The organism is Acinetobacter sp. AHP123, assembly GCF_023757925.1.
GTDB classification, from domain to species: Bacteria; Pseudomonadota; Gammaproteobacteria; order Pseudomonadales; family Moraxellaceae; genus Acinetobacter; species Acinetobacter oleivorans.
Genome location: NZ_CP092454.1, coordinates 3,032,966 through 3,057,173, shown reverse-complemented (window position 1 = coordinate 3,057,173; position 24,208 = coordinate 3,032,966). Strand labels below are relative to the sequence as shown.

Below are 24,208 nucleotides of genomic sequence, written 5' to 3'. Positions count from 1 at the left end.
AGCCAACATAAATCTTCTGAATCCTGTTTTCGACACTTCGAAGTATTCAATTTATGAATTAGGAAACTATTAATGACTATAATCGTTATGACAAAAAACAAACAGGGTCAACGTGGTCGACCTATCAATCAGACAATTAACAAAACGATAGTTAATGAGGCGTATAAACTCTTTGTTAAATTGGGTTTTCACGGAACGACTATGGAAAAGGTCGCTCAGTGTGCAAAGGTATCCAAAATAACTATTTATCGACACTTCGAGAATAAAGAAGCACTTTTCAAGGCTGTCATTGCAGATCGTTGCCAAAGGTTTACTAAGCAGGTTCTTTTTAAAAATGCCAACGGTTCGGCTGAAGAACAGCTTATGTCAGCAGGATCATCTATACTTCGTACACTATTAAGCTCCGACATTCGTAGCCTTGAGGCCATAATCATAGCCGACCAGACCAACCATAAGCCGTTAATTAAGCTTTATTACGAAACCGTAACCAACCATATCATCACTCAAATAGAAGCCCTGTTACATCAGTTAGACACAAATGTAATTCTGAATGTACCTAACACTTTTCAATCTGCTCGACTATTTTCCGCATTTTTTACTGGTTCTAATCTCCTAACTATTTCAGGCTTTGATGAGACTAATGCAAAGGACGATAACGAAATCCAATCCTACTGCCAATCAGCTGTAAATATGTTTATTGCCGCTCATGGTGGCAGTGACTAAATAGTTTAAATTGAAAATTTAGTTCGATGGATTAACTAATATTTCAATTGAATAGTCCATCTTTAAGATTTAGTAATTCAAACTTTTATGAGACGTTCTAAGCTTTATGATAATTGAAATAGAAATATAGTTAGTTACTTTTGTCAGGTTCATGAAGCTATAAAATTTTAATATTCAATTCCATACGATTAAGCTTTTGAAAATTTTTAAATTTTTAATTCAGAATTATATGAAGTAGATTTCAGGTGAACATAAATGCAGTAGAAGATTTGGAAACCTACCATATATAAGGCTCTGGCTACTCTGCATTGTTACTACGCCGTTTATACTTCACTACACTGAATTATTAAAAGCTTGCCCAACTGTATCTGTTGCTCAAGCAACTTACTAGGACTTAGCACGCTTAGCGACTTAAATTGACTAACCCTATTTCTAATCTTAGCCAGAAAAACACTCTAGGCAGCCTTCTACAAAATGTCATTAGATTTTTAATTTGCCCTAGTTAGAACGCGTAAGCCACTTACCGCTTTATCACCTTTACGGGCTTTATTTTTGGCTACTTGTTACTGCGATACAGATTTCTTTCCCTAAATCGCCTTTTGAGCATTAAAGTTATTAATTTGCTTAGTCTAAATTTCAATACATAGAATATTTTATATGTTATTGAAATTTATAAATATATTTTAAAAACACCCTTTGCAGGCTTAGAAAAACTGATATAGTACGTGTATACAGCTATTCTTTAGATTTCCATCACATCAGCCAGTTTCGATAATCAATTACAGCCTAATATACTTCGGGATGTGTTTTCGCAATTCCTCTCATTTTCTAACTAGCTCAGGTTATAATAATGGACTCCAAAAATATTGTTGATCTATTATGAACGCCTCCAATGACCCTTTACACGGCAAAAAACTTGCTGACATTTTGGATGAATTATTGGATTACTACGGTGGATTTGAAGGCTTAAGTCGTAAAATTGAAATTAGATGTTTTTGCATAGATCCAAGTATTAAATCATCATTACGATTCTTACGTACCACACCATGGGCACGTGAAAAAGTAGAAAGCTTATATTTGTATGTCTTACGCCAAAAAGCCAAACAGAAATCGTAGCGATCAAAACTCTAGCTTCAGTATTTTAATTAGTGGTGGACTGCCACCACTCTTCTTTAGTATGAAAATATGGTATTTATAGCTTCCTAACAATTAAGCCCTATAAGTTGAATATTTAAACAATTCATTTAAGAAACATCTACACGCTTTTTATAAATTTTATTTTACTTTTACTATAAATCCCTAAGTTCAAGTGATCACACATGACTAAAAGAACAATAAATATTTATGGAGCCAGACAAAATAACCTTAAAAATATTTCATTAAAAATCCCAAAACATGAAATTGTTGTCTTTACTGGAGTTTCTGGCTCAGGTAAATCTTCTTTAGTTTTTGAAACCATTGGCGCAGAAGCTCAAAGACAAATTAATGAAACTCAAGATAGTTTTGTCCGTAATCGTTTACAGCATTTTGGCGTGGCAGACGTTGATAAAATTGAGAATCTAAATGTACCTGTCATTATTAATCAAAAGCGTTTAACGGGTAACATCCGCTCAACCGTTTCAACAATTACAGATATTTATGCCAATCTTCGCTTACTATTTTCACGTATGGGTGAACCATTTGTTGGATATTCGAATGTTTTTTCTTTTAATCATCCCAATGGCATGTGTCCAAAATGCGAAGGTATTGGTTTAGAACAAACAATTGATATTTATAAAATATTAGATTTAGATAAATCTTTAAATGAAGAAGGCGCTATCAATTTTCCTACCTATCAACCTACTGCATGGCGTTGGACTCGATATGCAGATTCAGATTATTTCGATTTAGATAAAAAATTAAAAGATTATAGTGAAAAAGAATGGGACTTGTTGTTGTATGCCCCTCAGCACAAGCCGTTGAATCCAACAAGTAAATGGAGAAAAACTGCACTTTACGAAGGATTGGTGACCAGATTTGAGCGTAACTTTCTAAAAGGAGAAACGCGGGAAAGAAATCGTTATGGGAATAAACTTGAGCAGATTATTACAACCAAAGAATGTTCTTTATGTAAAGGCCAACGGCTTAATCAAAAATCTTTATCTTGTAAGATTAACGGTAAAAATATTGCGGAATGTACAGCTCTATCTGTATCAATGCTTTTAGAGTTTATAGAGTCCATAAAAAGTGAGAAATTTGAAACCGTTTTACATGAACTCATTAATAAACTGAGTAACTTAAACTTAGTTGGTCTCAGTTATTTAAACCTTAACCGTGTGAGCAATACATTATCGGGTGGTGAATCACAACGAATCAAAATGGTTAAACATTTGGGTAATAGTCTAGTTGATCTACTCTACATTTTTGACGAGCCCAGTATTGGGCTACATCCAAAAGATTTAGATAATATTATTAAAATCATTCAAAAGATTAGAGATAAAGGAAATAGTGTTTTACTGGTTGAACATGACCCTGATCTTATTAGAACAGCTGACCATGTCATTGATATGGGTCCTCTTTCTGGTGTCAATGGTGGTCAAATTATTTACCAAGGAACTTTCGAAGAGTTAAAGAACTCATCAGGTTTAACAGGCCAGTTTTTTAAAAGACCAAATACCTATAAGAAAATACCCCGCATTCGTTGTGAATGGATTTCGATTAAAAATGCTCATTTATTCAATCTAAAAAATATTGATGTCGACATTCCCAAAAATTGTCTAAGCGTTATTACAGGTGTTGCGGGTTCTGGAAAAAGTACGTTAATTAGTAAAGTGTTACCACAACAATATCCTGAAACAAAAGTGATTGATCAATCCGCAATTACTGCAAGCATTCGGTCAAATTTACTGACCTATCTAGACCTTCTTGATCCGATTCGCCAACTATTTGCCAAAGCAAATAAAGTGAGTGCTAAGCTCTTTAGTTTTAACAGCGAAGGTGCTTGTCCTCAATGTAAAGGATCAGGTATCGAGAAAATTGAACTCGCATTTTTAGATGATGTTGAAATGACATGCGACCTTTGTCATGGCTCAGGATACGCCCCAGAGGTGTTAAAGTATCACTATAAAGATAAAAACATTGCTGAAATCTTGAAAATGACTGTTACAGAAGCCAGCCACTTTTTTGAAGATCGTAATTTGCAGCAGCAATTTAATTCATTGATAAACTTGGGGTTAGACTATATTGCAATCGGCCAACGCTTAAATACTTTTTCTGGTGGCGAGCGGCAAAGACTAAAACTCTCAAAAGAGCTCAATGAAACGGATAATATTTTTGTACTAGATGAGCCGAGTACAGGCTTACACCCTTCTGATACTGCAAAATTGATTAGTTTATTAAATAGCTTAGTTGAAAAAGGTAATACAATCATCGTTATCGAACATAATTTAGACATTATTAGCCAAGCAGATTGGATTATTGATATTGGTCCATTAGCTGGTGACAAAGGTGGTGAATTGGTGTTCTCTGGTACTGTTACCAGTTTGCTCTCAGCAGAAAAATCATTCACAGGCCACTATTTGAAAAAATATCTAGAGCTGTAAAGATTTGATTAACTAGCTTGGCACAATCAAGTTTAAATATGAGAGCCCTCTCGACTCTCACATCACTAATTGCAGGAAGAAATACTCAAGCAACTTCTCCCGCTCATTCTCTTGTAGCGCTATGACCGATACTTAGCCTGAATCATCAACATAATAATAACGAACAAAGAAGGGATCGCAGCAATCACAAATAAATGGGTAATAACCAGAAATTGAGAAAGATAACCACCAAATAACGGCCCAATGACCGAACCTAAACGGGCAATCCCAATACTCCAGCCCACTCCAGTGGTACGAAGTGAAACTGGGTAATAACTTGCAGACAGCGCATTAATGGCAGGTTGCCCACCCACAATCGCAAAGCCAGCAATAAAAATGATGATAAATAATAAAACGATATGGCTAACAACATAGCCAATTAAAGCAACACTAATCACTGCAACTAAAAAAACAGGAATTAGTACTTTATAAAATCCAGTTTTATCGATTTTAAGGCCCATTACAACGCTACCAATCGTACCGCCTAATTGTAAGGTAGAGCCGATCATCAGTGCCTGATTTAATGAAAGTCCTGACTCTTTAGACAAAGTCGGTAGCCAGTTCGCCAGAAAATAGAGACTGATCATATTTAAAATACTGATGATCCAGATGGAATAGGTAAAAAATGCACGCTTATTTTTAAATAACTCAAGCGGTGACTTCTTAACCTGAACTTCAGTCGTATTGATGATTTTCATCTCTGAATTGAAGGTCAATGCAGGATAAAATTTCTTTAACCAAAATAAAATTTTGGGCGTATTTTTACTATTTTCACTTAAAAAATATAAAGACTCAGGCAGCTTAAAGAACGTAATAAAGAAAATAATTAAAGGAACAATACCGCCAAAATAGAAAATTGCCTGCCATCCTCCCCAAGGAACTAATAAAGCAGATATGCCTCCTCCCAACATTGCCCCGACCGTATAGCCACAAGAAATGACCATCATGGTGAAAATACGAGATTTATATGGAACAATTTCGGAGCTATAAGCCATTACATTTGGCATGATACCTCCTAAAAAAATTCCTGTAATAAAGCGAATTGCAGTCAATTGCTCAATATTGCCGACATGTGGTGTTACCAGCATCAATATGGAGAACATAAAGGTTGAGATCAGTAATATTGGACGGCGGCCAAAACGATCTGAAAGTGAACTTAGTAAAAATGATCCGACAAACAAACCAAATAAGCTGGCGCTAAACACAACGCCTAGCATGGTTTTATGAACGCCCCATTCTTCTATAATCATTGGGGCTGCGTAAGCCATAGACTGAATGTCATACCCATCCATAATCATCAGCAATAAACAGGTGAACAAAATAAATTTCTGATAACGTCCAACTTTCTGCTGATTGATCAGATCACTTAATGCAACTTCTTTCATGGTCATCCCTTCTCCATGTTGCGCTTTCAATTATTCTCATTTTAATTACGTTATTCATAATTAATTTACGAATAACGTAAAACAAAAATAACAATATTCTCCCCACAAAGTCAAAAGATTATTTTTTGATTTATCGCACGGCGCTTCTGGTCTACTCACCACATCATATTTTTTAAATTATTATTTTATATTCAATTACTTAATTTAAAAAAACTCTAACTCCGCATCTCCTTATTCCAAAATTAAACTTCAATCAAGCATCAGAGGAAATTGAGTATTTCCCCTGACGCATTTAACTTAAGATGAGATTTTTTTCTTAGAAGTTAGCTTTTCCACGGCGCCCAAAATGAAGATAAAGAATACGGGAACAAAGAAAATAGCCAGAATCGTTGCCGAGATCATGCCCCCAAATACACCCGTACCTAAAGCATGTTGAGTCTCAGAACTTGCACCTGTTGCAAGGACTAGAGGAATTACACCGCATGTAAAAGCAAGAGAAGTCATCAAGATTGGCCGTAAACGAAGTTTGGCTGCCGCAACTGTGGCTTCAATCAAACTCATTCCTTCCTCTTTCAGCATTTTTGCAAACTCAACAATCAAGATGGCGTTCTTTGCGGATAGACCAATAATCGTAATGAGTCCAATTTTGAAGAACACATCATTCATTAGACCTCTCGACATAATGGCAATAATTGCACCGAAAATACCAAGTGGAACAACCAACATCACAGATAGTGGAATCGCCCAGCTTTCATAGAGTGCAGCCAATACAAGAAACACCACTAACATTGATAAACCAAGTAAAAAGGCCATTTGAGATTCAGACTGCTTTTCTTGTAGAGAAATGCCTGTCCATTCATAGCCAATGCCTTTAGGCAACTTAGCAATCAATTGTTCCATTTCACGCATTGCCACACCCGAAGATGTATCGAAGTTAGGAATACCGGCAATACTTAAAGATGGTCGTCCGTTGTAACGATTATATTGTTGCGGTGCTTTGTTCCATTGAGGCGTTACCACTTCAGACAACGACACCAATTGACCACTCGAACCCATCACTTTCAAGTTCAAGATATCTTTGAGTTGCATACGTGATTTAGCTTCAACTTGTACAATCACTTGTTGCATACGTCCCTGATTAGGGAAGTCATTGATATACATTGAACCCATTGAGGTTGAAATGATGTCTGAAACGTCTGAAAATTTAACACCAAGGGTATTAAGCTTTTCACGGTCAATTTTTAAAGAAATATTGTCGCCTTGTGGTAAACCTTCATTCCACACCATATAGAACTTTTTGTTCTTGGCAGCCATCTGCATAAGTTGGTCTTGGGCGGCCAATAATGCAGGCATACCTAAGTTAGCACGGTCCTGTAAACGTAAACTAAAGCCTGAGAATGTACCCAGTTCATCAATAGCAGGTGGAAGTACCGCCATTGTTTCACCTTCGGAACTGTTCGCCATTGATGCATTGACTGCATTTGTCATTTCAGTTGCCGAAGAAGTACGCTCGTTGAAATCTTTTAAGGTCGTGAAAGCAACACCTACGTTTTGTCCTGCACCGCTAAAACCCCATCCCATAATCGTCGTATTACTTTTGACATCGGGTTTGTCTTTAAGCGAATTTTCAAATTCATTCACTACATTTCGAGTACGTTCTGTCGTTGCATCTGATGGTAATTGGAAAGACGTCATAAACCAGCCTTGATCTTCCTCTGGCATAAATGCTGTTGGCCAATACTTCATTCCTGCAAAGGTAATACCTGTAATCACCACAAAGATCATCATGACTGGAACTGTATGTTTGATGATTTTAAGGAGCATCAATTCATACTTTTTGGTCACTTTATCAAAGCTACGGTCAAACCATGCAAAGAAGCCTTTCTTCTGATGATGACCATCAATTGGTTTTAAAATGGTTGCACAAAGTGCAGGTGTTAAAATGAGTGCCAATAAAGCCGAGAATAAAATAGACACGGACATGGTCAGCGTAAATTGTTTATAAATGATCCCGACCGAACCACTGGCAAAAGCCATTGGTAAAAACACAGCAGACAATACTAAGGTAATACCAATAATAGGACTGGTAATCTCTTTCATTGCCTTAGACGTTGCTTCTTTAGGATTTAATCCTTCAGTTGCCATAATCCTTTCGACGTTTTCAACCACGACAATCGCATCGTCAACAATAATCCCGATGGCGAGCACCATACCGAACATGGTGAGCACGTTAATTGAAAAGCCAGCAAGCAACATCACGGTAAAAGTACCGAGTAACGCAATAGGTGCAACAATCGCTGGAATAAGCGTATAGCGTACATTGTGTAAGAATAAATACATCACAATGAAAACCAGAACCATCGCTTCAAGTAATGTATGAATTACCTTTTCAATTGAAATTTTAACAAACGGCGCGGTGTCGTAAGGAATACTAAACTCCATGCCTTCAGGTAAATTTAATTTTAATTCTTCAATTTTTGCTTTAACACCTTCTGCTGTTTTTACTGCATTGGCACCAGGGCTTAACTGGATTGCGGCAGCAGTAGCGGGTTTACCATTTTCTAAAATAGCAAAGTTGTAGGCTTGTGATCCCATTTCAACATTTGCGACATCGGACAGACGAATTACACTTCCGTTGGTTTTGCTTTTTAAGCTGATATTCCTAAATTGCTCAACACTTGATAGCTGACCTTGCGCTGACAATGGAACCGTAATCAGTTGACCTTTATTTGCAGGTAAATCGCCTAGGCGCCCCGGTGCAATTTCAATATTATTTTCACGAATGGCATTGTTTACATCACTAATTGATAAACCATAGGAAACCAATTTATTTGGATCAACCCAAATGCGTAAGGCTTTCTCTGCACCAAAAGATTGAACTTTACCAACACCTTCTACACGTTTTAGCTCTTCTACGACATTTCGAACCAGATAATCACTTAAATCTACTTCTGAATATTGACCATTAGGCGAGTTAATACCCACCAACATCAAGAAACCCGAAGATGAGGCTTCAACCTGTAAACCTTGCTGACGTACAACCTGAGGTAATCGTGATTCAATACTTTTGATTTTATTCTGGACATCAACCTGAGCCATTTCGACATCTGTACCCGGTTTAAAGGTTGCAGAAATCTCCGCTGTGCCCGAAGTATCGGTTGTCGCACTATAGTAAAGTAGATTTTTTACACCCGATAACTCTCGCTCAATTAAGGTAACAACACTATCGTTAATTGTTTTAGCAGTTGCTCCCGGATAAGTCGCACTAATGTTGACTTGAGGAGGCGCTACACTAGGGAAACGAGCAATCGGCAATTTTGGAATACTCAGTAACCCAAACAATATAATGAAAATTGCAATCACCCATGCAAAAACAGGACGTCGAATAAAAAATTGAGACATCATGGTTGAGCTCCTTGATTTGTAGAAGGTTTTGTTTCTACATTTGAAGCACTATTTTCTGATGCAGGCTTTTTCCATGTCGTCATTGCCAGTTTTTGATTTGGCTTGATACGTTCAATACCCTCAACAACGACTTTGTCACCGACTTTTAAGCCTTTGTTGGCAATATAGTACTGTTCATATTGCTGTCCGATTTCAATAGGACGAATATCTGCTGCCCCTTTTGCATTGATGACGTAGACCTGAGGCTCACCATTGATATTGCGTTGAATCGCTTGTGCTGGAACTAATAAGGCTTGTGGAATAGAAGCTCGGTCAATATTGACTCGTACATACATACCCGGGAGAAGTTTTCTCTCAGTATTATTTACTTCAATACGGAAGGTCACATCGCCTGTTTCAGGGTCAACATTAATATCTTCAAACAACATTTTTGCTGTGACGTTATATTCTTGTCCTTGGCTATTAGAAATACGCACCGTTTTTTCACTGTTTGCAGATAACTCACCAGTTTTTAAAGCTGCTTGTAAGCGTTCATATTCACTGATTGATTGCTTTACATCGACGTAGACTTTATCAATCTGTTGGATTGTGGCCATAGTATTCGTATCGCCTTGACCAACCAATGCGCCTTCAGTGACAAAAGACTGCCCAATACGACCTGAGATCGGCGCTCGGACAGTGGCATATTGCAGATTCAAATTTTGTCTAGCCAGCAATGCTTTCATTTGAGCAACATCGGCGAGAGCCTGACGATATTGAGCTTGAGCATTACTCACTTCTTGCTTACTAATCGCATTACTTGGTAAGAGTTGCTCATAACGTTCTAACTGGACTTTAAGTCTCGCAACCTCTGCCTCAGCTTTATTAAGTGAAGCTCTATTGCTATTTACATCTGCCTCAAAAGTTTCTGAATTAATTTTATATAAAGCTTGCCCTGCTCTAACTTCACTACCTTGTTTAAATAAAACTCTTTCAATAATTCCTCCAACTTGCGGACGTATTTCAGCTGTACGGAATGCATGTACCCGTGCAGGAAGATTTTCACTGAAATTAACCGATTGTGGTTGAATGCTTAATACACTGACTTTCGCTGGTGCTGGCTCAGCTTGAGCCGTTTCTTGTGAACCACACCCCTGTAATATCAGCCCAATAGATAAAAATAAAGGAAGTAAAAGATGCTTTTGCATACTGTCCAAACTTAGTGAGTTTTTGATGCTGACATTATTTTTGATGAGTGTGTAGCGATCGTCACTAAAGTGTGGAGTAAGTGTGGAGAAGTACCAATAATTTAGCGTATGATAATTTGAAGTACCTCATATAGCCCGTTTTCTATGTTTGATCATTCTTTTTCTTTTAATTGCCAAGATAAAGTTATCCTCGTTGTAGAAGATGACTACGACATTGGCGACATTATTGAAAATTATTTAAAACGTGAAGGAATGACAGTTATTCGTGCCATGAACGGAAAGCAAGCGATTGAGTTACACGCTAGCCACCCCATTGATTTAATCTTACTTGATATTAAATTACCCGAGCTCAACGGCTGGGAAGTACTCAATAAAATACGCCAAAAAGCTCAAACTCCTGTAATTATGCTAACGGCGCTAGATCAAGATATTGATAAGGTCATGGCATTACGAATCGGTGCAGACGACTTTGTGGTTAAGCCATTTAACCCCAATGAAGTCATCGCTAGAGTTCAGGCAGTCTTAAGACGGACTCAGTTAACAAACAAGCCATTTAACAAAAATAAGGTCTACAAAGATATTGAAATTGATACGGATACGCATAGTGTTTATCTGCATTCTCAAAATAAGAAAATATTGCTTAATCTCACTCTGACTGAATATAAAATTATTTCCTTCATGATTGACCAGCCCCACAAAGTTTTTACCCGTGGTGAACTCATGAATCATTGCATGAACGATAGTGATGCTCTAGAACGAACTGTAGATAGCCATGTGAGTAAGCTTAGAAAGAAATTGGAGGAACAAGGAATACTTCAAATGTTGATTAATGTGCGTGGCGTAGGATATAGACTCGATAATCCACTAGCTGTAAAAAATGACGCCTAAATAATATTAAAAATATAGCTAGGGAATTTTCTATGAAAAGTAAGTTAGGAATTAGCAAGCAGCTCTTTATTGCATTAAGTATTGTTAATTTAAGCGTTACGCTTTTTTCCGTTGTGCTGGGTTATGTCATTTATAACTATGCGATTGAAAAAGGCTGGATTACTTTAAGCTCACTTCAAGAAGATTGGACCACTTTTCATTTTGTAGACTGGATCTGGTTGGCTACTGTTATCTTCTGTGGCTGTATGATTTCACTCGTGATCGGGATGCACCTCGCAAAACGTTTTATTGTACCGATTAATTTTTTAGCCGAAGCAGCCAACAAAATTAGTCAAGGTGATCTCTCTGCTAGAGCTTATGACAACAGAATTCACTCCGCAGAAATGTCCGAGCTTTTATATAATTTTAATGATATGGCGCAAAAGCTAGAAGTTTCTGTTCAAAATGCACAAGTCTGGAATGCTGCCATAGCGCATGAATTAAGAACGCCAATTACAATTTTACAAGGCCGCCTACAAGGCATAATCGACGGCGTTTTTAAGCCCGATGAAATTCTATTTAAAAGCCTTTTAAATCAAGTTGAAGGTTTATCTCACTTAGTAGAAGACTTACGTACGATAAGTTTAGTAGAGAACCAGCAACTCAGATTAAATTATGAGTTGTTTGACTCTAAGTCTGTAATTGAAAAAGTTCTCAAGGCCTTTGAAGACCGCTTAGAACAAGCCAACTTGGTCCCAGAGCTTGATTTAACGACAACTCCGGTACTGTGTGACCGTCGCCGTATTGAGCAAGTTTTAATTGCGTTAATTGATAATGCTATTCGTTATTCAAATGCAGGAAAACTTAAAATCTCTTCAGAAGTGGTTTCAGACAACTGGATATTAAAAATTGAAGATGAAGGCCCCGGCATTGCAACTGAGTTCCAAGATGATCTGTTTAAACCCTTTTTTAGATTAGAAGAGTCAAGAAATAAAGAGTTTGGTGGCACAGGCTTAGGATTAGCTGTTGTACATGCGATTATTGTGGCACTTAAAGGTTCCATTCAATATAGCAATCAAGGCTCAAGAAGTATTTTCACCATAAAGATTCCTATGGATCATTAAAACACTGAAAGTCTTCCGCGGCTTATTTTAATTTTTACCCGCTTAACTTATACAAATTTTTTATGCTAAAACTACGATTACTAATTTAAGTAAAAATAAATCTATATGAATAGACTTGAATGTAATCGCATGTTTATTTCGATCATTGAGCAAGGAAGTTTTGTTAAAGCTGCCGAAAATTTAAATACAAGCGTCGCACAAGCATCCAAGCTTATTTCAAAACTAGAGAACGAATTAGGCGTACAGCTTCTAAAAAGATCGACACGCTCATTAAAGCCCACAGAACTCGGATTAGCTTATTACCACCGAATTAAGCAACTTATGGCAGAGTTTGATGAAATTGAAATTAATATTAAAAATCAATCTCGCGCCCCAGTCGGTAAACTAAAAATAAGTGCTCCTAACTCTTTCGGAACAGTGCAATTAAGTAAAACACTGGTTAACTTTGCCCAGAAATATAGTCAAATTGAATTAGACGTGAGCTTTACTGACCGTACGGTGAATGTCATTGAAGAAGGATTTGATATCGCCATTCGAATTGGAGAGCTTAAAGATAATAATTTAATTGCGACTCATTTATCTCAAATTAGATTTGTATTGGTCGCATCTCCCCTTTATTTAGAAAAATTTGGCTATCCTCAAAGCCTACAAGACCTAGAATCTCATTCCTGCATCATCGATACAAACTTTAAAGATCCATATGAATGGGCTTTTTTTGAAAAATCACCTTCGAATGTATTACATACCATTAATGTAAATGGTCGAATTCATTTTGCGAATACAGAAGCCTGTTTAGCTGCAACCATAGCAGGACTTGGCATCGCCAGATTACCCATGTTTATTTTGAAAGATGCACTTATCGACAAAAAGATTATTCCTATTTTAGAAAACTATGAATTACCGCGAAGAGGTCTCTATGCGGTCTACCCACCAGCAAAACATCTAGCCAACAAGGTGAGAACCCTGATTGATTACTTAAAAGAGCAATATGCATATCCTGCCGAATGGGAAATTTACGAGTAATTATTTCCAAAATAGAAATAAATATTCAATTTTAGCCTACTTAATCACTTAAAAATTCAACAGTAGTATGTATTCATCAAGCTAATTCTCATCGAGACATACAATGAATACATCAAACACAGCTCCTTATGCGGCATTACTACTCCGTATAACCCTAGCACTTTATTTCTTTGCCCATGCTGGTCTCAAACTATTTGTATTTACACCAGCAGGCACAGCACAATTTTTTCAATCTGTTGGAGTTCCGGGATGGATGGCATATGTGACTATTCTCTGGGAGATTTTAGGAGCAATATTATTATTCGTTGGTTTTAAACCTCGAATTGTTGCCATTGCACTGATTCCTGTCTTATTGGGTGCAATATTTACTGTACATGGTGCAGCTGGTTTCTTTTTTACAAACCCTAATGGTGGCTGGGAATTCCCATTTATGTGGATTATCTCTTTAATTGCTCTTGCACTCATTGGTGATGGACCGTTTTCTTTAAGTAAATCTTTTAAAAACTAAGCTCGTTAATAGATGAGATGCCATTACATGAATGGCATCTAAACACCAAATATTCAGCTCATTCAGGATATTCAAATGAAAGATCTATTTGTAATTTTATTACACGGCGTAGGTAGTAATGGTGAAGACTTAGAAGCAGTTGGAGAGTTTTTTAAGGCCAACCATTCTAATTTAAATTTTGTCGCACCCAATGCTCCTTTTAGCTTTATGAACAGTAAAGAGGCCTATCAGTGGTTTAGCATTACTGGGGTTAATGAGGAGAATCGCTTTAGTCGCATTAAAGAAGCCAGAGCTCATTTTGATCAAAAAATACAAGAGATCATTACCCAAAACCAATTAGAAAATCATTTAGATAAAGTCGTTTTTTTAGGATTTTCTCAAGGTGCAATAATGGCTTTAGATGCGGTCGTTTCAGGGCGTTGGCCTATTGCTGGGCTGATTAGCATCGCTGGAAGATTAGCAAGTCCAATCAATAATGAAATGAGTAAAAATACGAAAATTTTATTAATTCATGGTGAATCAGACACCGTTATTCCTCCAACCGAAAGCCAAAGTGCATATCAACAAATGCGTGCAGCAAACTTAAATGTTGAGTTGAATATTTTACCCGCTACGGAACATACCATTTCACATTCAGCGCTTCAGTTAAGTCTTGATTTTTTAAACACTATTTAACCTATTTGGCCTACATCCAAATCTGAACTTAGATTGTCTTAAATCTAAGTTCCGTACTTTCTCGTCTCAAATTATTCTTCGGAGTTAAAAATGACTACATCAATCCGTGCAGAAGATATTATCAGCCCCATTACTGATACTATAAAAGCGAATAAACACTCACCAAAAGAAGCAAAAAATCTAGGTTTATTTGCTTACGATAAACCAACCTCAGAAAATACGGTTTTATTACTTATTGATCATCAAGTTGGTTTAATGGCTAGCGTTCGTGATACATCGAGCCTCGCTGAATTAAAAAGTAATGTCCTTGGGTTATCTCGTACGGCTAAAGCTCTTAATATTCCAACACTGATTACATCATCAAACGCACAATGGCAAAACGGCGACACTCTCCCAGAAATTAAATCATTGTTCCCTAATAATTCAATTTATCGACGTACAGGGATCATTAATGCATATGAAGACCCGACTTTTCGTAAAGCACTTATTAATTTATTAGAAGCAACAGGACGAACTCATATTATTATTGCAGGCGTAACCATTGGTACTTGCTGTACTTTCCCAACACTATCGCTATTAAATGATGGATATAAAGTCTACCCAGTCATTGATGCATGTGGCGCATGGAATCAATATGAAGTTCAGGCCGCTACATTACGCATGGCAAATGCCGGTGCAGAACCCGTAACGACCTTTAGTCTAGCTTGTGAATTACAGGCCGATTGGAAAAAGCCTTCAGCAGATCAAATGCTTGAGCCTTTCAAAGAGAACTTATCGGAATATGGGTTTGTACTACAAAACTTCTGGGATAATGTCGGCGCCCCAGCAGTTGAAGATCCTTTCAAAATCAAATAACTGATTTTGCTTAAGCTTTGTATCTTTGATTTTTAGGTAAATTTAGAGATACAAAGCTTTCTTTTGACCTTTTCTCTTTAAATTCTTATTGAAGTGTCATATCTAATCTAACCCAGATTTATAAAATAATTTTTATAATTTAAATAATGGATAATGAAATATGGATCGTTTTAAAACTATTTTACTTATTGCAAGCACATGTTTAACAACAACTCTTTATGCCAAGCAACAAGTCGTCTGTGTGTTTGACCCCATTGGTAAATCGGGAGATGCTTTCGCTTTAGCCAAAGACTATGCGCTTGAAGCCAAAAATTGGGGAGCTGATCTATCTTTAAAAGCCTATGTTGATGAACGTGTTGCAGCTGAAGATTTAAAAGTTGGAAAATGTGATGGCGCTATTATTAGTGGTTTACGTGGGCGTCAATTTAATAAATACACAGGATCTTTAGATGCGGTTGGCGCATTAACAAATATGAAAACGGCAATTAATGCCTATAAGTTGTTGTCTTCACCTATGGCCGCAAAAAACATGGTGGTCGGTCCTTATGAAATTGCAGGTTTAGGGACAATTGGCCCTGCATATTTATTTGTAAATGATAGAAGTATCAATACACTCGCAAAGGCAGCCGGTAAAAAAATTGGGGTATTTAAATATGATGAAGCTCAACCAAAGCTTGTGCAACATGTCGGCGGTCAGGCTGTATCTGTAGACGTGACCAATGCTGGTGCGAAGTTTAATAACCATGAAATTGATATTGTCCCTGCTCCTATTGTGGCATTTAAACCTTTTGAGCTACACAAAGGTTTAGGTGAGAAAGGAGCAATCATTCGTTTTCCTTTAACTCAAATTTCAGCAAACTTCATTATTCGTAAAGACCAGTTTCCAGCAGGTTTTGGGCAAAAGTCGCGGACTTGGGTAGCCAGCCAATTAAATAGAACCTTTGGCATTATTGCTAAATATGAAAGTGATATTCCTTCAAAATATTGGATGGATATTCCTAAAAATGAACAAGTAAATTATATGAAAATGATGCGCGAGGCACGTATACAGCTAACCAAAGCAGGTATCTACGACCCTAAAATGATGAATTTTTTGAAAAAGGTAAGATGTAAAGAAAACCCAAGTAATTTTGAATGCGCGTTAAACGATGAATGAACAATCAAAACATATGCACATCTTATTTTAAGAGGCTCTACCCTCAGTTATTCATTTCCTCTCGGGCTTGTTGTGGCGTTTTACCCGACCACTCTTTATAAGCCCGTGTAAATGGGCTGTGCTCGGTATAACCTAACAGCTCAACATATCACTAACTAATATAATTTCAATATTAAGAGAAGTTAACTTAGCGCTATCTTTGACTTAAAGCTATTATGATGAAAAGTATTGTGCTTTTAATACCTAATTTCTAATAGAGAAAGCGTTTTATGAATGTTTCGCCAATCATTGTACTTGATTTCGAGACCACAGGAGTCAGCCCTGAGGCTGGTGATCGTATTACAGAAGTCGCGGCTTTACGTATTGTAGAAGGTGAAATCACAGAACGTTTTGTTTCATTAATAAACTGTGGTGTAAATATTCCATACTACATCACAAAGTTGACTGGTATTACTCAAGATATGGTTAATCATGCTCCTTTAGTGGAAGAAGTTATTCCTTCTCTATTGGACTTTATTGGAACAGATCCTTTACTTGCTCACAATGCAGGATTTGATGAGAAATTCCTAAAAGCAGAAAGTATTCGACAGGAGTTAAGTCCATCACACAATGGACTCATTTGTTCTTTGAAACTTGCTCGCCGTATTTTACCCCATCAACCCAGTTATCGACTTGGGGCAATGGCAGACTTATTCAATATTAAGTTTAATGGCACAGCTCATCGTGCAGAAGCAGATGCTGAAGTTACGGCTCAATTATTTAACTATCTTTGTACGAATATTTGTAACACATATGGCTTCAATAGCATTGATCAAAATTTATTGTTAGCCATTAATAAACTTACTATATCTAGAGTACCGAAATACCTAAAAAATATAGCTGCTCAATCCTTACTTCTTAAATAGCAATCCATAGGCGACATTCCCTGCTAATTTACAGGTGTCCTCATGACAAATTTAAGATCTCATTTTTCGACGTAAATCATGAATAGAAAATTAATTAGTACTATTGTTCTCATTTCTGTGTTTGGAGTTGCTGCTTGTGGTAAAGCTTCGAATGAACAGATGGATACTTCGAAAAACAGTTCTAAAAACGTAAAAACTGAACTATCAGCAAGTGATAAAGCGATTTTAGATAGATATGACTCTATCACAAATGAAGTTGTAACCTCAGGTGAAGATGAAAAGATAAAGCAAACTTTAGAGCCTTTAATTCCTGAAATAAAGAAAGTTACTGCTAAGAAACAAAGAGAAATGGCATTAATGAATATTTATATGTTGTCAGGAATGTACAAAGAAGCTTATGAGCTAAATGAGCAACAGATTAAAGATAATCCCTTGCCTCAACGGATAATGTTTAGATGTACATTGCTTAAAAAATTAAATGAGGCCAAAGTAAAAATTCAACAGTGTCACGAAGCTTCAGCGCAACTCATACAAACCGAATTAAGTAAATCATCTAACAAAAATGATCCCCAGTACACAGACGCCGAATTTGTATATTTAACTGAAATGTATAAAGCTGGTCACACTGAATATAAAGCTAAAATACAGAAATTTATTGATGAGACTAAAGATGTCGCATCAAAAGATAGATATAAGTCTTTGTATGATAGCGATATTGAGTCATTTTATAGTACTGATTCACCAAATTATATACCAGAATCATTAAAGTAAAACTTGAATGAAAAGCCCGAATATTCAGGGCTTTTTTTAGTTTATTTTACGTAAATAGAGACATTTTACATTATAAAACAATTTATATTATATTAAATAGTAATGTTTATAGTATAATTAATTTTGCCACCCCCCAAAAAACTAAATCTTTCCTTAAGCATATTAATTTAGGACTACAAATGCATACTAAAGAAATGTTAGAAATCTGTTTTAAACAGAATTTAAATGGTGCGCAAATTGACAAATGTATTACTAGTATAGCGGGTAATTCATTAAGTATTGAAATTCCATTAGTTCCAATTCAAATAAATAATCCTCAAGAACTCTTAATAATGATGAAAAATGCTGACCAAATTCACATTTTAGTCGATGGAGGTGTTTTTCATTTTAATGCTATTTATAATTTTAATTCTAAGTTTCCAGCTTCAAGAGTTTATTATGCAAAAGCAAAAGAACTTACGACCGTAGCTAGACTACAAGCGTATCTTCAAAAAAATGAAATTAATTTATTACCGATAACAGATAAACTATTTGGGGAAAGTATCGAAGCTCAAAATTATTCTATGCGTTTTAATGAGTGGGAAATTGACCGTAAGAATAAGAATCTTATTTTTACTCAGTTATTAGATGGTCGATTAAAAAATACTGCTGTTGAAAAAGGAATTTGGCTTTCTACAAATAACCATTGTTTAATTTGTAATACCGAAACTAATACAATATCTACTACCACAATAGTCTCTAAATCAGGGTTAATAATTGGTATGCAATTATGTAATAGACATGCATTGGAATCCCAAGAGAGGAAAAACCTGATTAACTTCTTGGCTGAAAATTATGGAATACCACCTATCTTTGTAGCTGATGCAGAAATAACAAATCATAATAGAGCTGCTTTAGTGATGACTGCAAACATGCTGAAAGAAGAGCTTAATTGTAAATTAGAAAAAATTTGTACTGAAGAATATACAATAACTGCAAAGCGAGAATCAGGGTGTACTATCATATTACGACAAACAGCTCTTAATAATTATGCATATATAATTAAAGACCCTAGTGGTAAAGATATTGCACGTATCGATTCTGCTAATGATCATGAGGTAGCATATGGTCCAGACCATCTACATATAAACCTATCTAAATCAAAGTCGATAAAGAAAAATAAAATGAGTGTCGAATCAAGTTTTACATACGGTTATGCGCCTTTGGATATAAATATTATTAAGGAAATGGTTATATATGCCGAGCAAAATTATACAACCTAAAGTTAATTAAATAGTCTAAATTTTTAAATAGAAAGCCACTGAAAAGTGGCTTTCTAAAACTAGTCTAATAAAACTTAATATAGATATCTAAACTTTAATAAGTTTTTAATATTATTAACTAGTACTACTAGAGGATATAAAATCAATAACTAAATTTTATAGTAATTCCTCTTCCCCCAACACCCTCTCATTAACTTTATCTGAACTTAAACGCTGAATGATTTCTCCATCAATCATATGTGGAAATAGTGTGGCATCGCTAAAGGTTGCATTGCATCAAAAATATACAATAAAAAAATTGGAACAGATTATTTTTTACAAGCATTTAATTCTAAATATTAAAAACACTATCATATTAAAAGAGTCCACACCTTTATAGTGTGGACTCTTCCTTTAATTTAAATTCAGGCTTTACCCTCAATATTAAGTTTTAAAAATTGACTCTACATTATTTGTAAAAAATCATCTTCCATTAATAGTTTCAAATTATGTTTAATTTTACGTCAAAATTGCAAATATTTTTCATACCTTAATAACCCAAAACTTGTCTAATAGATGTAAAAAATAATTTACTAGTAATAAAAAATAATAAGAAACTAAAAATAAAATAAATAATAATATTAAGTTTTAGTTTAGCTAAAATTAAAATTGCTTGTACTAAGTTAAGAATATTTAGTAAGAAACCTATACATATTAACAAGACTGCCCATAAAATATCAAAACTTGGGATAAGGGTTATAGAGGTTTCAGGGTGCTTTGCCAAATAGATACCTAAAAGCATTACTGTAGCTGCTATACCATAATTTCTTACATGATCAAAAATAAATTTTAGATCGACCTTTTTAGGGTCATATTCCAAAATATGGCGTAATAGTCTCTCAGACGTTTTCTGTGGTTTTTGATCATTATCTGTCATAAATTTTCTCTATAGTCATTCTGAAGTCTTATAACCTCACTTTATATTAAACTATATTATACAGAACAGTCTGTATAGTTCAATCTGAAAAATAAGAATTCAAAGATGTATTCATGGCTATTCCTAACTTAATCATCTACTCAAAATTATTTCCCCCTCACCCCATTCCCCTCAAAAACACCTCAACCACTCTCCCATCAACTTCCCCTAAACTTAAGCCCTGAATAATGGCGCCTTCGATCATATATAAAAATAGTTTGGCATCGGTAAAAGAAACATCGGCGTTAAGTGCTCTAAGCAGGCTATAGATTTCGTTGATAAGCCATGTTCTATATCGCACGGCGGTTTGATAGGCTTTTGGATGGGTTAGTTTTGTCTCAAAAATGGCTTTAAATAATAAGTAATACAGCCCGTCTAGGTCTGCATGTAAAAGATAGAGCTTTTTGAGTTTATCCATTGCATTTGTGTCGCGGTCGTATTCAACCACTGAAACCACTTTTTCTTTTAGGCGTTCTTTTTGCACAATCAGGCAAATTTCAATCAGCCGCTCTTTAGAGTGAAAGTAGTTATAAAAAGTTGCTTTTGTAATTTCAGACTCTTTCACAATTCTGTCGATGCCGACCATGTGAAACCCGTTGTAGTGAAATAACTCAATTGCTTTATTTACGACTTGTAATGCACGTGTTGGGAGAACTAAATTTGGCATAGTTTTACCGTTATAAAAAATTATTGTTTTATACAAATAAGATGTAAAAACCGCTGCCTTTGGGAGAAAAAAAGGCATAGCAAAGCCGTAAGACGGTGCTCAGCACATCTCAAGTTTTAATTGTCTAAGTTTTAAGTAATAACGAGCTAAAGCCTGGAAAAGCCTTACGGCGATCAAGCTGCGTTAAGTGTTTTAAGCTGTGTTGTTATAGCTTTTGGCAAGGGCTGCCAAGAAATGATGAATGTGCAAAGCCAACTCCTTATATATGGAGTTCTGCCAACACATTAGAATTATGGTGGCAGAACGAAAGGGGTTCGCAGACTGGCTTCAAGACCCAGCACACCCGAAGGTGTCCCCCTCCGTTCCGCCATAGAGGGGGCACGAGGGTATACACACTAAAAGAATAATCTTTTAATGCTCTTGAAGAACGGTCTGCGACAACCGACTGGCAATGTAGGCCAGCCCCCAAATGGTAATCTTCAATATTTGAGGTGTCAATGTGAAATTGGCTAGAAATTATTTAAATAGTTATTATTTTTCATTTAATTACATAATTAAGGAAATTCTTAAGTAATATTTACAAGCTAATTTTATATCATTAAGTTAAAGTTCAAAATCATTAAAACTGAACGTCTAGCTTGGCTTAAATTTTGAGCACCTATTTTATTTTTATGAGTCTATATCAACAAATAAAAAATATTCTAGATTATTTAAGTAATTAATAGCCACCTCCCACCTATTAATGACATAATTTATAAAATTAAAATGTTTTATCACCACAGTACTAATATTTATAAATATTTCTATAAGGATAATTATTTTATATGAAATATCTATTATTTTTTAATGATTAATATTTATTAAAACAACACCCAATAAAAATTTATAAAAAACTTTAAATTAAAATATTAATAAAACTTAATAGTAACACCACAAATTTAATCAAGCTAAAATATAATATTTATACCAATAACATTAAATACTTATATTAAAAATAAAACAATAAAATTATTTTCAATTAGTGCTTTAATTATCAATATTGGTCACATTTTAATTAAAAATTATCTTTCTTGATAAAAAATAAAACCATTTCCACATCTAAAAACAACATAGTGAAAAAATACCAGTAAAATATAATTTGTATCAAAAACGGTTTATTTTTTAATAAATATAATATTAACAACTCAGCTCAAATGGTATTTTAATAAAGGCAAAATATAAGCCTAAGGCATATAAATAAATCATACTTTAAACGCTTTATAACCAATGGTATTTAAAATACCAGACAAAGCATCCAGCGCGATTACTTTTATAAACAATAAAATAAAGCGATTGGATAAAACATAATTTAAGAGGATTTAATCATGTCAACTTCATCCAACACTGTTGTTATTACCGATGATACTGGGCTATTAACCAATATCACATATATTGATGGTTCTGTTGTATATACAGACGGCGAAACCTGTGAACCGCCACCCTCCATTACTAAAAAAGGAAATGTTTGGACGATCACTTTAGACTGTGACCGTAGCGGCTCTTCGCAGGTTGCTAATAGTTATGTTGAACTATTACAAAAAGGTAGTCACATGTTTGCTGATAGTCAAAGTAGTGGAGACACCCCTAGTAAACTTAACTTCTACTTTGGCGTTAATTTGCAAACTTCGTCGGCTTCTATTCCCGTATATCTCGCTCAAGGTCACTATGTTGGTCATAACAATTGGTGGTTTGGTAGCTTAGCCGTAACCAATATTGGTGGAAATAAACCTGTTCTATTAATCAATGGTACGAATGTCGCTTTAACGGGCGGTAATAGCTCATTCACTTTATCAAATATTTAAAGCTTATGAATTCATTTAAAAATAAGCAGTCTCATTTCGAGGCTGCTTTTTATCTATGCCTAATTTGAGTATTCAGTATAAAATTATGACTTAAGCGTCCCATCTCACAAATTAGGCCGTGTTATATACTTAAAGTGATAAGAGCAAAAAATGACTCAAAATAAAGTTGAATTAGCAGAGAAATTATCAAAAGAATCGCATCAAGGTCAAAAGTATGGTCCTCATGATTACTTTGATTACCATATTAAAGGTGTGGTCAATTCATTAATTGAGCACCAATTTTCAGAAGCCTATATTATTACAGCCCTTCTACACGATAGCGTTGAAGACACACCTCTTACTCTAGACAAAATTGAAAGCTCGTTCGGAAAAGAAATCCGTGATGCCGTTGATGCATTAACTAAACGGGAAACTGAAACACGCGAAGAATATTTAATTCGTTGTAGTTCGAATCCGATCGCTCGAGTTGTGAAACTTCATGATGCAGCCTTTAATGCGCATAACTCGCATAAGGACAATAATCACTCACGTGTAGATTATTACCTTCAAACCTTGTTAATTGTTTCAACAGCGCAAGATAGGTTGAAATGAAAAGACAACGAAATGAATCCGTTGCCTTTTTAATTTTAAGATTGTGCAAATGCCCAAATGTCTTTTGAGGCAACCGTGTCAGATACGAGTCTAAAACTCATAGGTTCTAAGTCTTCATCTACAATGACATAGCCTTTCGAGTTATTTTTTAGCGCATCACACTTATTATCGGTCAGTTGATAGTTTGCCGTATTGGCTAATGCACTTTCAGTAATAACACCTGTAAACACACAATTTGGGTCTTTCGAGACAATTTTGCCTTGTGCATTGACCTCGGCATTGATCGTTGTTCCATCTGGAAAAGATAAATCGTATGTGCCGGCTAATTGATTCAGAGAAATTTTCTGATCATCAATTTTTTCATAATGTGCTAATTCAACTTTCATCGCTTGATTAGCCTGATTACTCTGCCAAGCTTTGGTTTTTGTGTCATAGCTCATCACAATTTTGGCACGGTTTTCGTCATCATCTAAAACCAATAATTTAGAACCATCCGCGCCAGAATAGTATTTACCCGCCATTGGTAACTCTTGATCCGTTTCGGTACTAATAATATAAGTACCGACATCTAAGCTCGGCCCTAATGCAGGTTTTTCAGTCGAGACTTGGTCATCATGATCATTGTCATTACAAGCCGCCAAGCCCATTCCAAGAAGTAAAACCAACAAACAACGTTTCATGGTCTTTC

General features: G+C 35.5%; 21 protein-coding genes and 2 pseudogenes. 15 read left to right on the top strand and 8 right to left on the bottom strand.

Annotation, left to right across the window (positions count from 1 at the left end):
* The first annotated feature begins 72 nt into the window (after positions 1–72).
* The 3 genes from MJX77_RS14585 (at position 73) to MJX77_RS14575 (ending at position 4,304) form a co-directional block, all read left to right on the top strand.
* Positions 73–723 (top strand): TetR/AcrR family transcriptional regulator, encoded by a 651-nt coding sequence (locus tag MJX77_RS14585; RefSeq protein WP_252059473.1) that lies wholly within the window; start codon positions 73–75, stop codon positions 721–723.
* Between the two features lie 879 nt (positions 724–1,602).
* Positions 1,603–1,839 (top strand): VF530 family protein, encoded by a 237-nt coding sequence (locus MJX77_RS14580; RefSeq protein WP_002113647.1) that lies wholly within the window; start codon positions 1,603–1,605, stop codon positions 1,837–1,839.
* 203 nt (positions 1,840–2,042) lie between these two features.
* Positions 2,043–4,304: an ATP-binding cassette domain-containing protein gene (locus MJX77_RS14575; protein ID WP_252059472.1), complete on the top strand. Its 2,262-nt coding sequence runs from the start codon at positions 2,043–2,045 to the stop codon at positions 4,302–4,304.
* Between the two features lie 119 nt (positions 4,305–4,423).
* Here MJX77_RS14575 and MJX77_RS14570 read toward each other — a convergent pair whose 3' ends face one another.
* From MJX77_RS14570 to MJX77_RS14560, 3 genes are all read right to left on the bottom strand, one after another.
* Positions 4,424–5,728 carry an MFS transporter gene (locus MJX77_RS14570; RefSeq protein WP_252061340.1) on the bottom strand — a complete coding sequence of 435 codons (1,305 nt, stop codon included), beginning with the start codon at positions 5,726–5,728 and terminating at the stop codon, positions 4,424–4,426.
* Positions 5,729–6,025: 297 nt separating this feature from the next.
* Positions 6,026–9,133 carry a multidrug efflux RND transporter permease subunit AdeB gene (gene adeB, locus MJX77_RS14565; protein ID WP_252059471.1) on the bottom strand — a complete coding sequence of 1,036 codons (3,108 nt, stop codon included), beginning with the start codon at positions 9,131–9,133 and terminating at the stop codon, positions 6,026–6,028.
* Complete coding sequence (locus tag MJX77_RS14560) at positions 9,130–10,320, bottom strand: efflux RND transporter periplasmic adaptor subunit (RefSeq protein WP_252059470.1); 1,191 nt, start codon at positions 10,318–10,320, stop codon at positions 9,130–9,132. The genes adeB and MJX77_RS14560 overlap by 4 nt, the downstream gene beginning before the upstream one ends.
* 144 nt (positions 10,321–10,464) lie before the next feature.
* On the opposite strand from MJX77_RS14560, the gene adeR reads away from it, so the two are divergent.
* The 7 genes from adeR to adeT1 all read left to right on the top strand — a co-directional run bounded on the left by adeR (position 10,465) and on the right by adeT1 (position 16,528).
* A complete protein-coding gene (gene adeR / locus MJX77_RS14555) occupies positions 10,465–11,208 on the top strand; it encodes an efflux system response regulator transcription factor AdeR (RefSeq protein WP_252059469.1) in 744 nt (247 codons plus the stop codon).
* Between the two features lie 32 nt (positions 11,209–11,240).
* Positions 11,241–12,311 (top strand): two-component sensor histidine kinase AdeS, encoded by a 1,071-nt coding sequence (adeS, locus tag MJX77_RS14550; protein ID WP_252059468.1) that lies wholly within the window; start codon positions 11,241–11,243, stop codon positions 12,309–12,311.
* A gap of 129 nt (positions 12,312–12,440) precedes the next feature.
* The gene (locus MJX77_RS14545; protein ID WP_252059467.1) at positions 12,441–13,334 is read left to right on the top strand and encodes a LysR family transcriptional regulator; all 894 of its coding nucleotides are present in this window, start codon (positions 12,441–12,443) and stop codon (positions 13,332–13,334) included.
* A 103-nt stretch (positions 13,335–13,437) separates the two neighbouring features.
* Positions 13,438–13,842 carry a DoxX family protein gene (locus MJX77_RS14540; RefSeq protein ID WP_252059466.1) on the top strand — a complete coding sequence of 135 codons (405 nt, stop codon included), beginning with the start codon at positions 13,438–13,440 and terminating at the stop codon, positions 13,840–13,842.
* Positions 13,843–13,917: 75 nt separating this feature from the next.
* Positions 13,918–14,517 carry an alpha/beta hydrolase gene (locus MJX77_RS14535; RefSeq protein WP_252059465.1) on the top strand — a complete coding sequence of 200 codons (600 nt, stop codon included), beginning with the start codon at positions 13,918–13,920 and terminating at the stop codon, positions 14,515–14,517.
* A gap of 90 nt (positions 14,518–14,607) precedes the next feature.
* Positions 14,608–15,372 carry an isochorismatase family protein gene (locus MJX77_RS14530; RefSeq protein ID WP_252059464.1) on the top strand — a complete coding sequence of 255 codons (765 nt, stop codon included), beginning with the start codon at positions 14,608–14,610 and terminating at the stop codon, positions 15,370–15,372.
* Positions 15,373–15,532: 160 nt separating this feature from the next.
* Positions 15,533–16,528 carry a putative multidrug efflux protein AdeT1 gene (adeT1, locus tag MJX77_RS14525; RefSeq protein WP_005305422.1) on the top strand — a complete coding sequence of 332 codons (996 nt, stop codon included), beginning with the start codon at positions 15,533–15,535 and terminating at the stop codon, positions 16,526–16,528.
* A 43-nt stretch (positions 16,529–16,571) separates the two neighbouring features.
* Here adeT1 and MJX77_RS14520 read toward each other — a convergent pair.
* Positions 16,572–16,667: pseudogene (locus MJX77_RS14520) on the bottom strand (hypothetical protein); the annotation flags it as partial.
* A gap of 130 nt (positions 16,668–16,797) precedes the next feature.
* Here MJX77_RS14520 and MJX77_RS14515 point away from each other — a divergent pair.
* The 3 genes from MJX77_RS14515 (at position 16,798) to MJX77_RS14505 (ending at position 19,466) form a co-directional block, all read left to right on the top strand.
* Positions 16,798–17,433, top strand: a complete 636-nt coding sequence (locus MJX77_RS14515; protein ID WP_252059463.1) for a 3'-5' exonuclease — start codon at positions 16,798–16,800, stop codon at positions 17,431–17,433.
* A gap of 78 nt (positions 17,434–17,511) precedes the next feature.
* The gene (locus tag MJX77_RS14510; protein ID WP_252059462.1) at positions 17,512–18,204 is read left to right on the top strand and encodes a hypothetical protein; all 693 of its coding nucleotides are present in this window, start codon (positions 17,512–17,514) and stop codon (positions 18,202–18,204) included.
* 179 nt (positions 18,205–18,383) lie between these two features.
* Positions 18,384–19,466, top strand: coding sequence for a hypothetical protein (locus MJX77_RS14505; protein ID WP_252059461.1), 1,083 nt, complete (start codon positions 18,384–18,386; stop codon positions 19,464–19,466).
* A 156-nt stretch (positions 19,467–19,622) separates the two neighbouring features.
* Here MJX77_RS14505 and MJX77_RS14500 read toward each other — a convergent pair.
* The 3 genes and pseudogenes from MJX77_RS14500 to MJX77_RS14490 form a co-directional block, all read right to left on the bottom strand.
* Positions 19,623–19,739, bottom strand: a pseudogene (locus tag MJX77_RS14500) (hypothetical protein); the annotation flags it as partial.
* Positions 19,740–19,995: 256 nt separating this feature from the next.
* Positions 19,996–20,382: a hypothetical protein gene (locus MJX77_RS14495; protein WP_252059460.1), complete on the bottom strand. Its 387-nt coding sequence runs from the start codon at positions 20,380–20,382 to the stop codon at positions 19,996–19,998.
* A 157-nt stretch (positions 20,383–20,539) separates the two neighbouring features.
* A complete protein-coding gene (locus tag MJX77_RS14490; RefSeq protein WP_252059459.1) occupies positions 20,540–21,088 on the bottom strand; it encodes a TetR/AcrR family transcriptional regulator in 549 nt (182 codons plus the stop codon).
* Positions 21,089–22,452: 1,364 nt separating this feature from the next.
* On the opposite strand from MJX77_RS14490, the gene MJX77_RS14485 reads away from it, so the two are divergent.
* Together MJX77_RS14485 and MJX77_RS14480 are read left to right on the top strand one after the other, a co-directional pair.
* Positions 22,453–22,929, top strand: a complete 477-nt coding sequence (locus tag MJX77_RS14485; RefSeq protein ID WP_045125480.1) for a hypothetical protein — start codon at positions 22,453–22,455, stop codon at positions 22,927–22,929.
* A 150-nt stretch (positions 22,930–23,079) separates the two neighbouring features.
* Positions 23,080–23,520, top strand: coding sequence for an HD domain-containing protein (locus MJX77_RS14480; protein WP_252059458.1), 441 nt, complete (start codon positions 23,080–23,082; stop codon positions 23,518–23,520).
* Between the two features lie 35 nt (positions 23,521–23,555).
* Here the strand turns inward: MJX77_RS14480 and MJX77_RS14475 are convergent, their stop codons facing one another.
* Positions 23,556–24,200, bottom strand: coding sequence for a hypothetical protein (locus tag MJX77_RS14475; protein WP_252059457.1), 645 nt, complete (start codon positions 24,198–24,200; stop codon positions 23,556–23,558).
* Between the last annotated feature and the right edge of the window lie 8 nt (positions 24,201–24,208).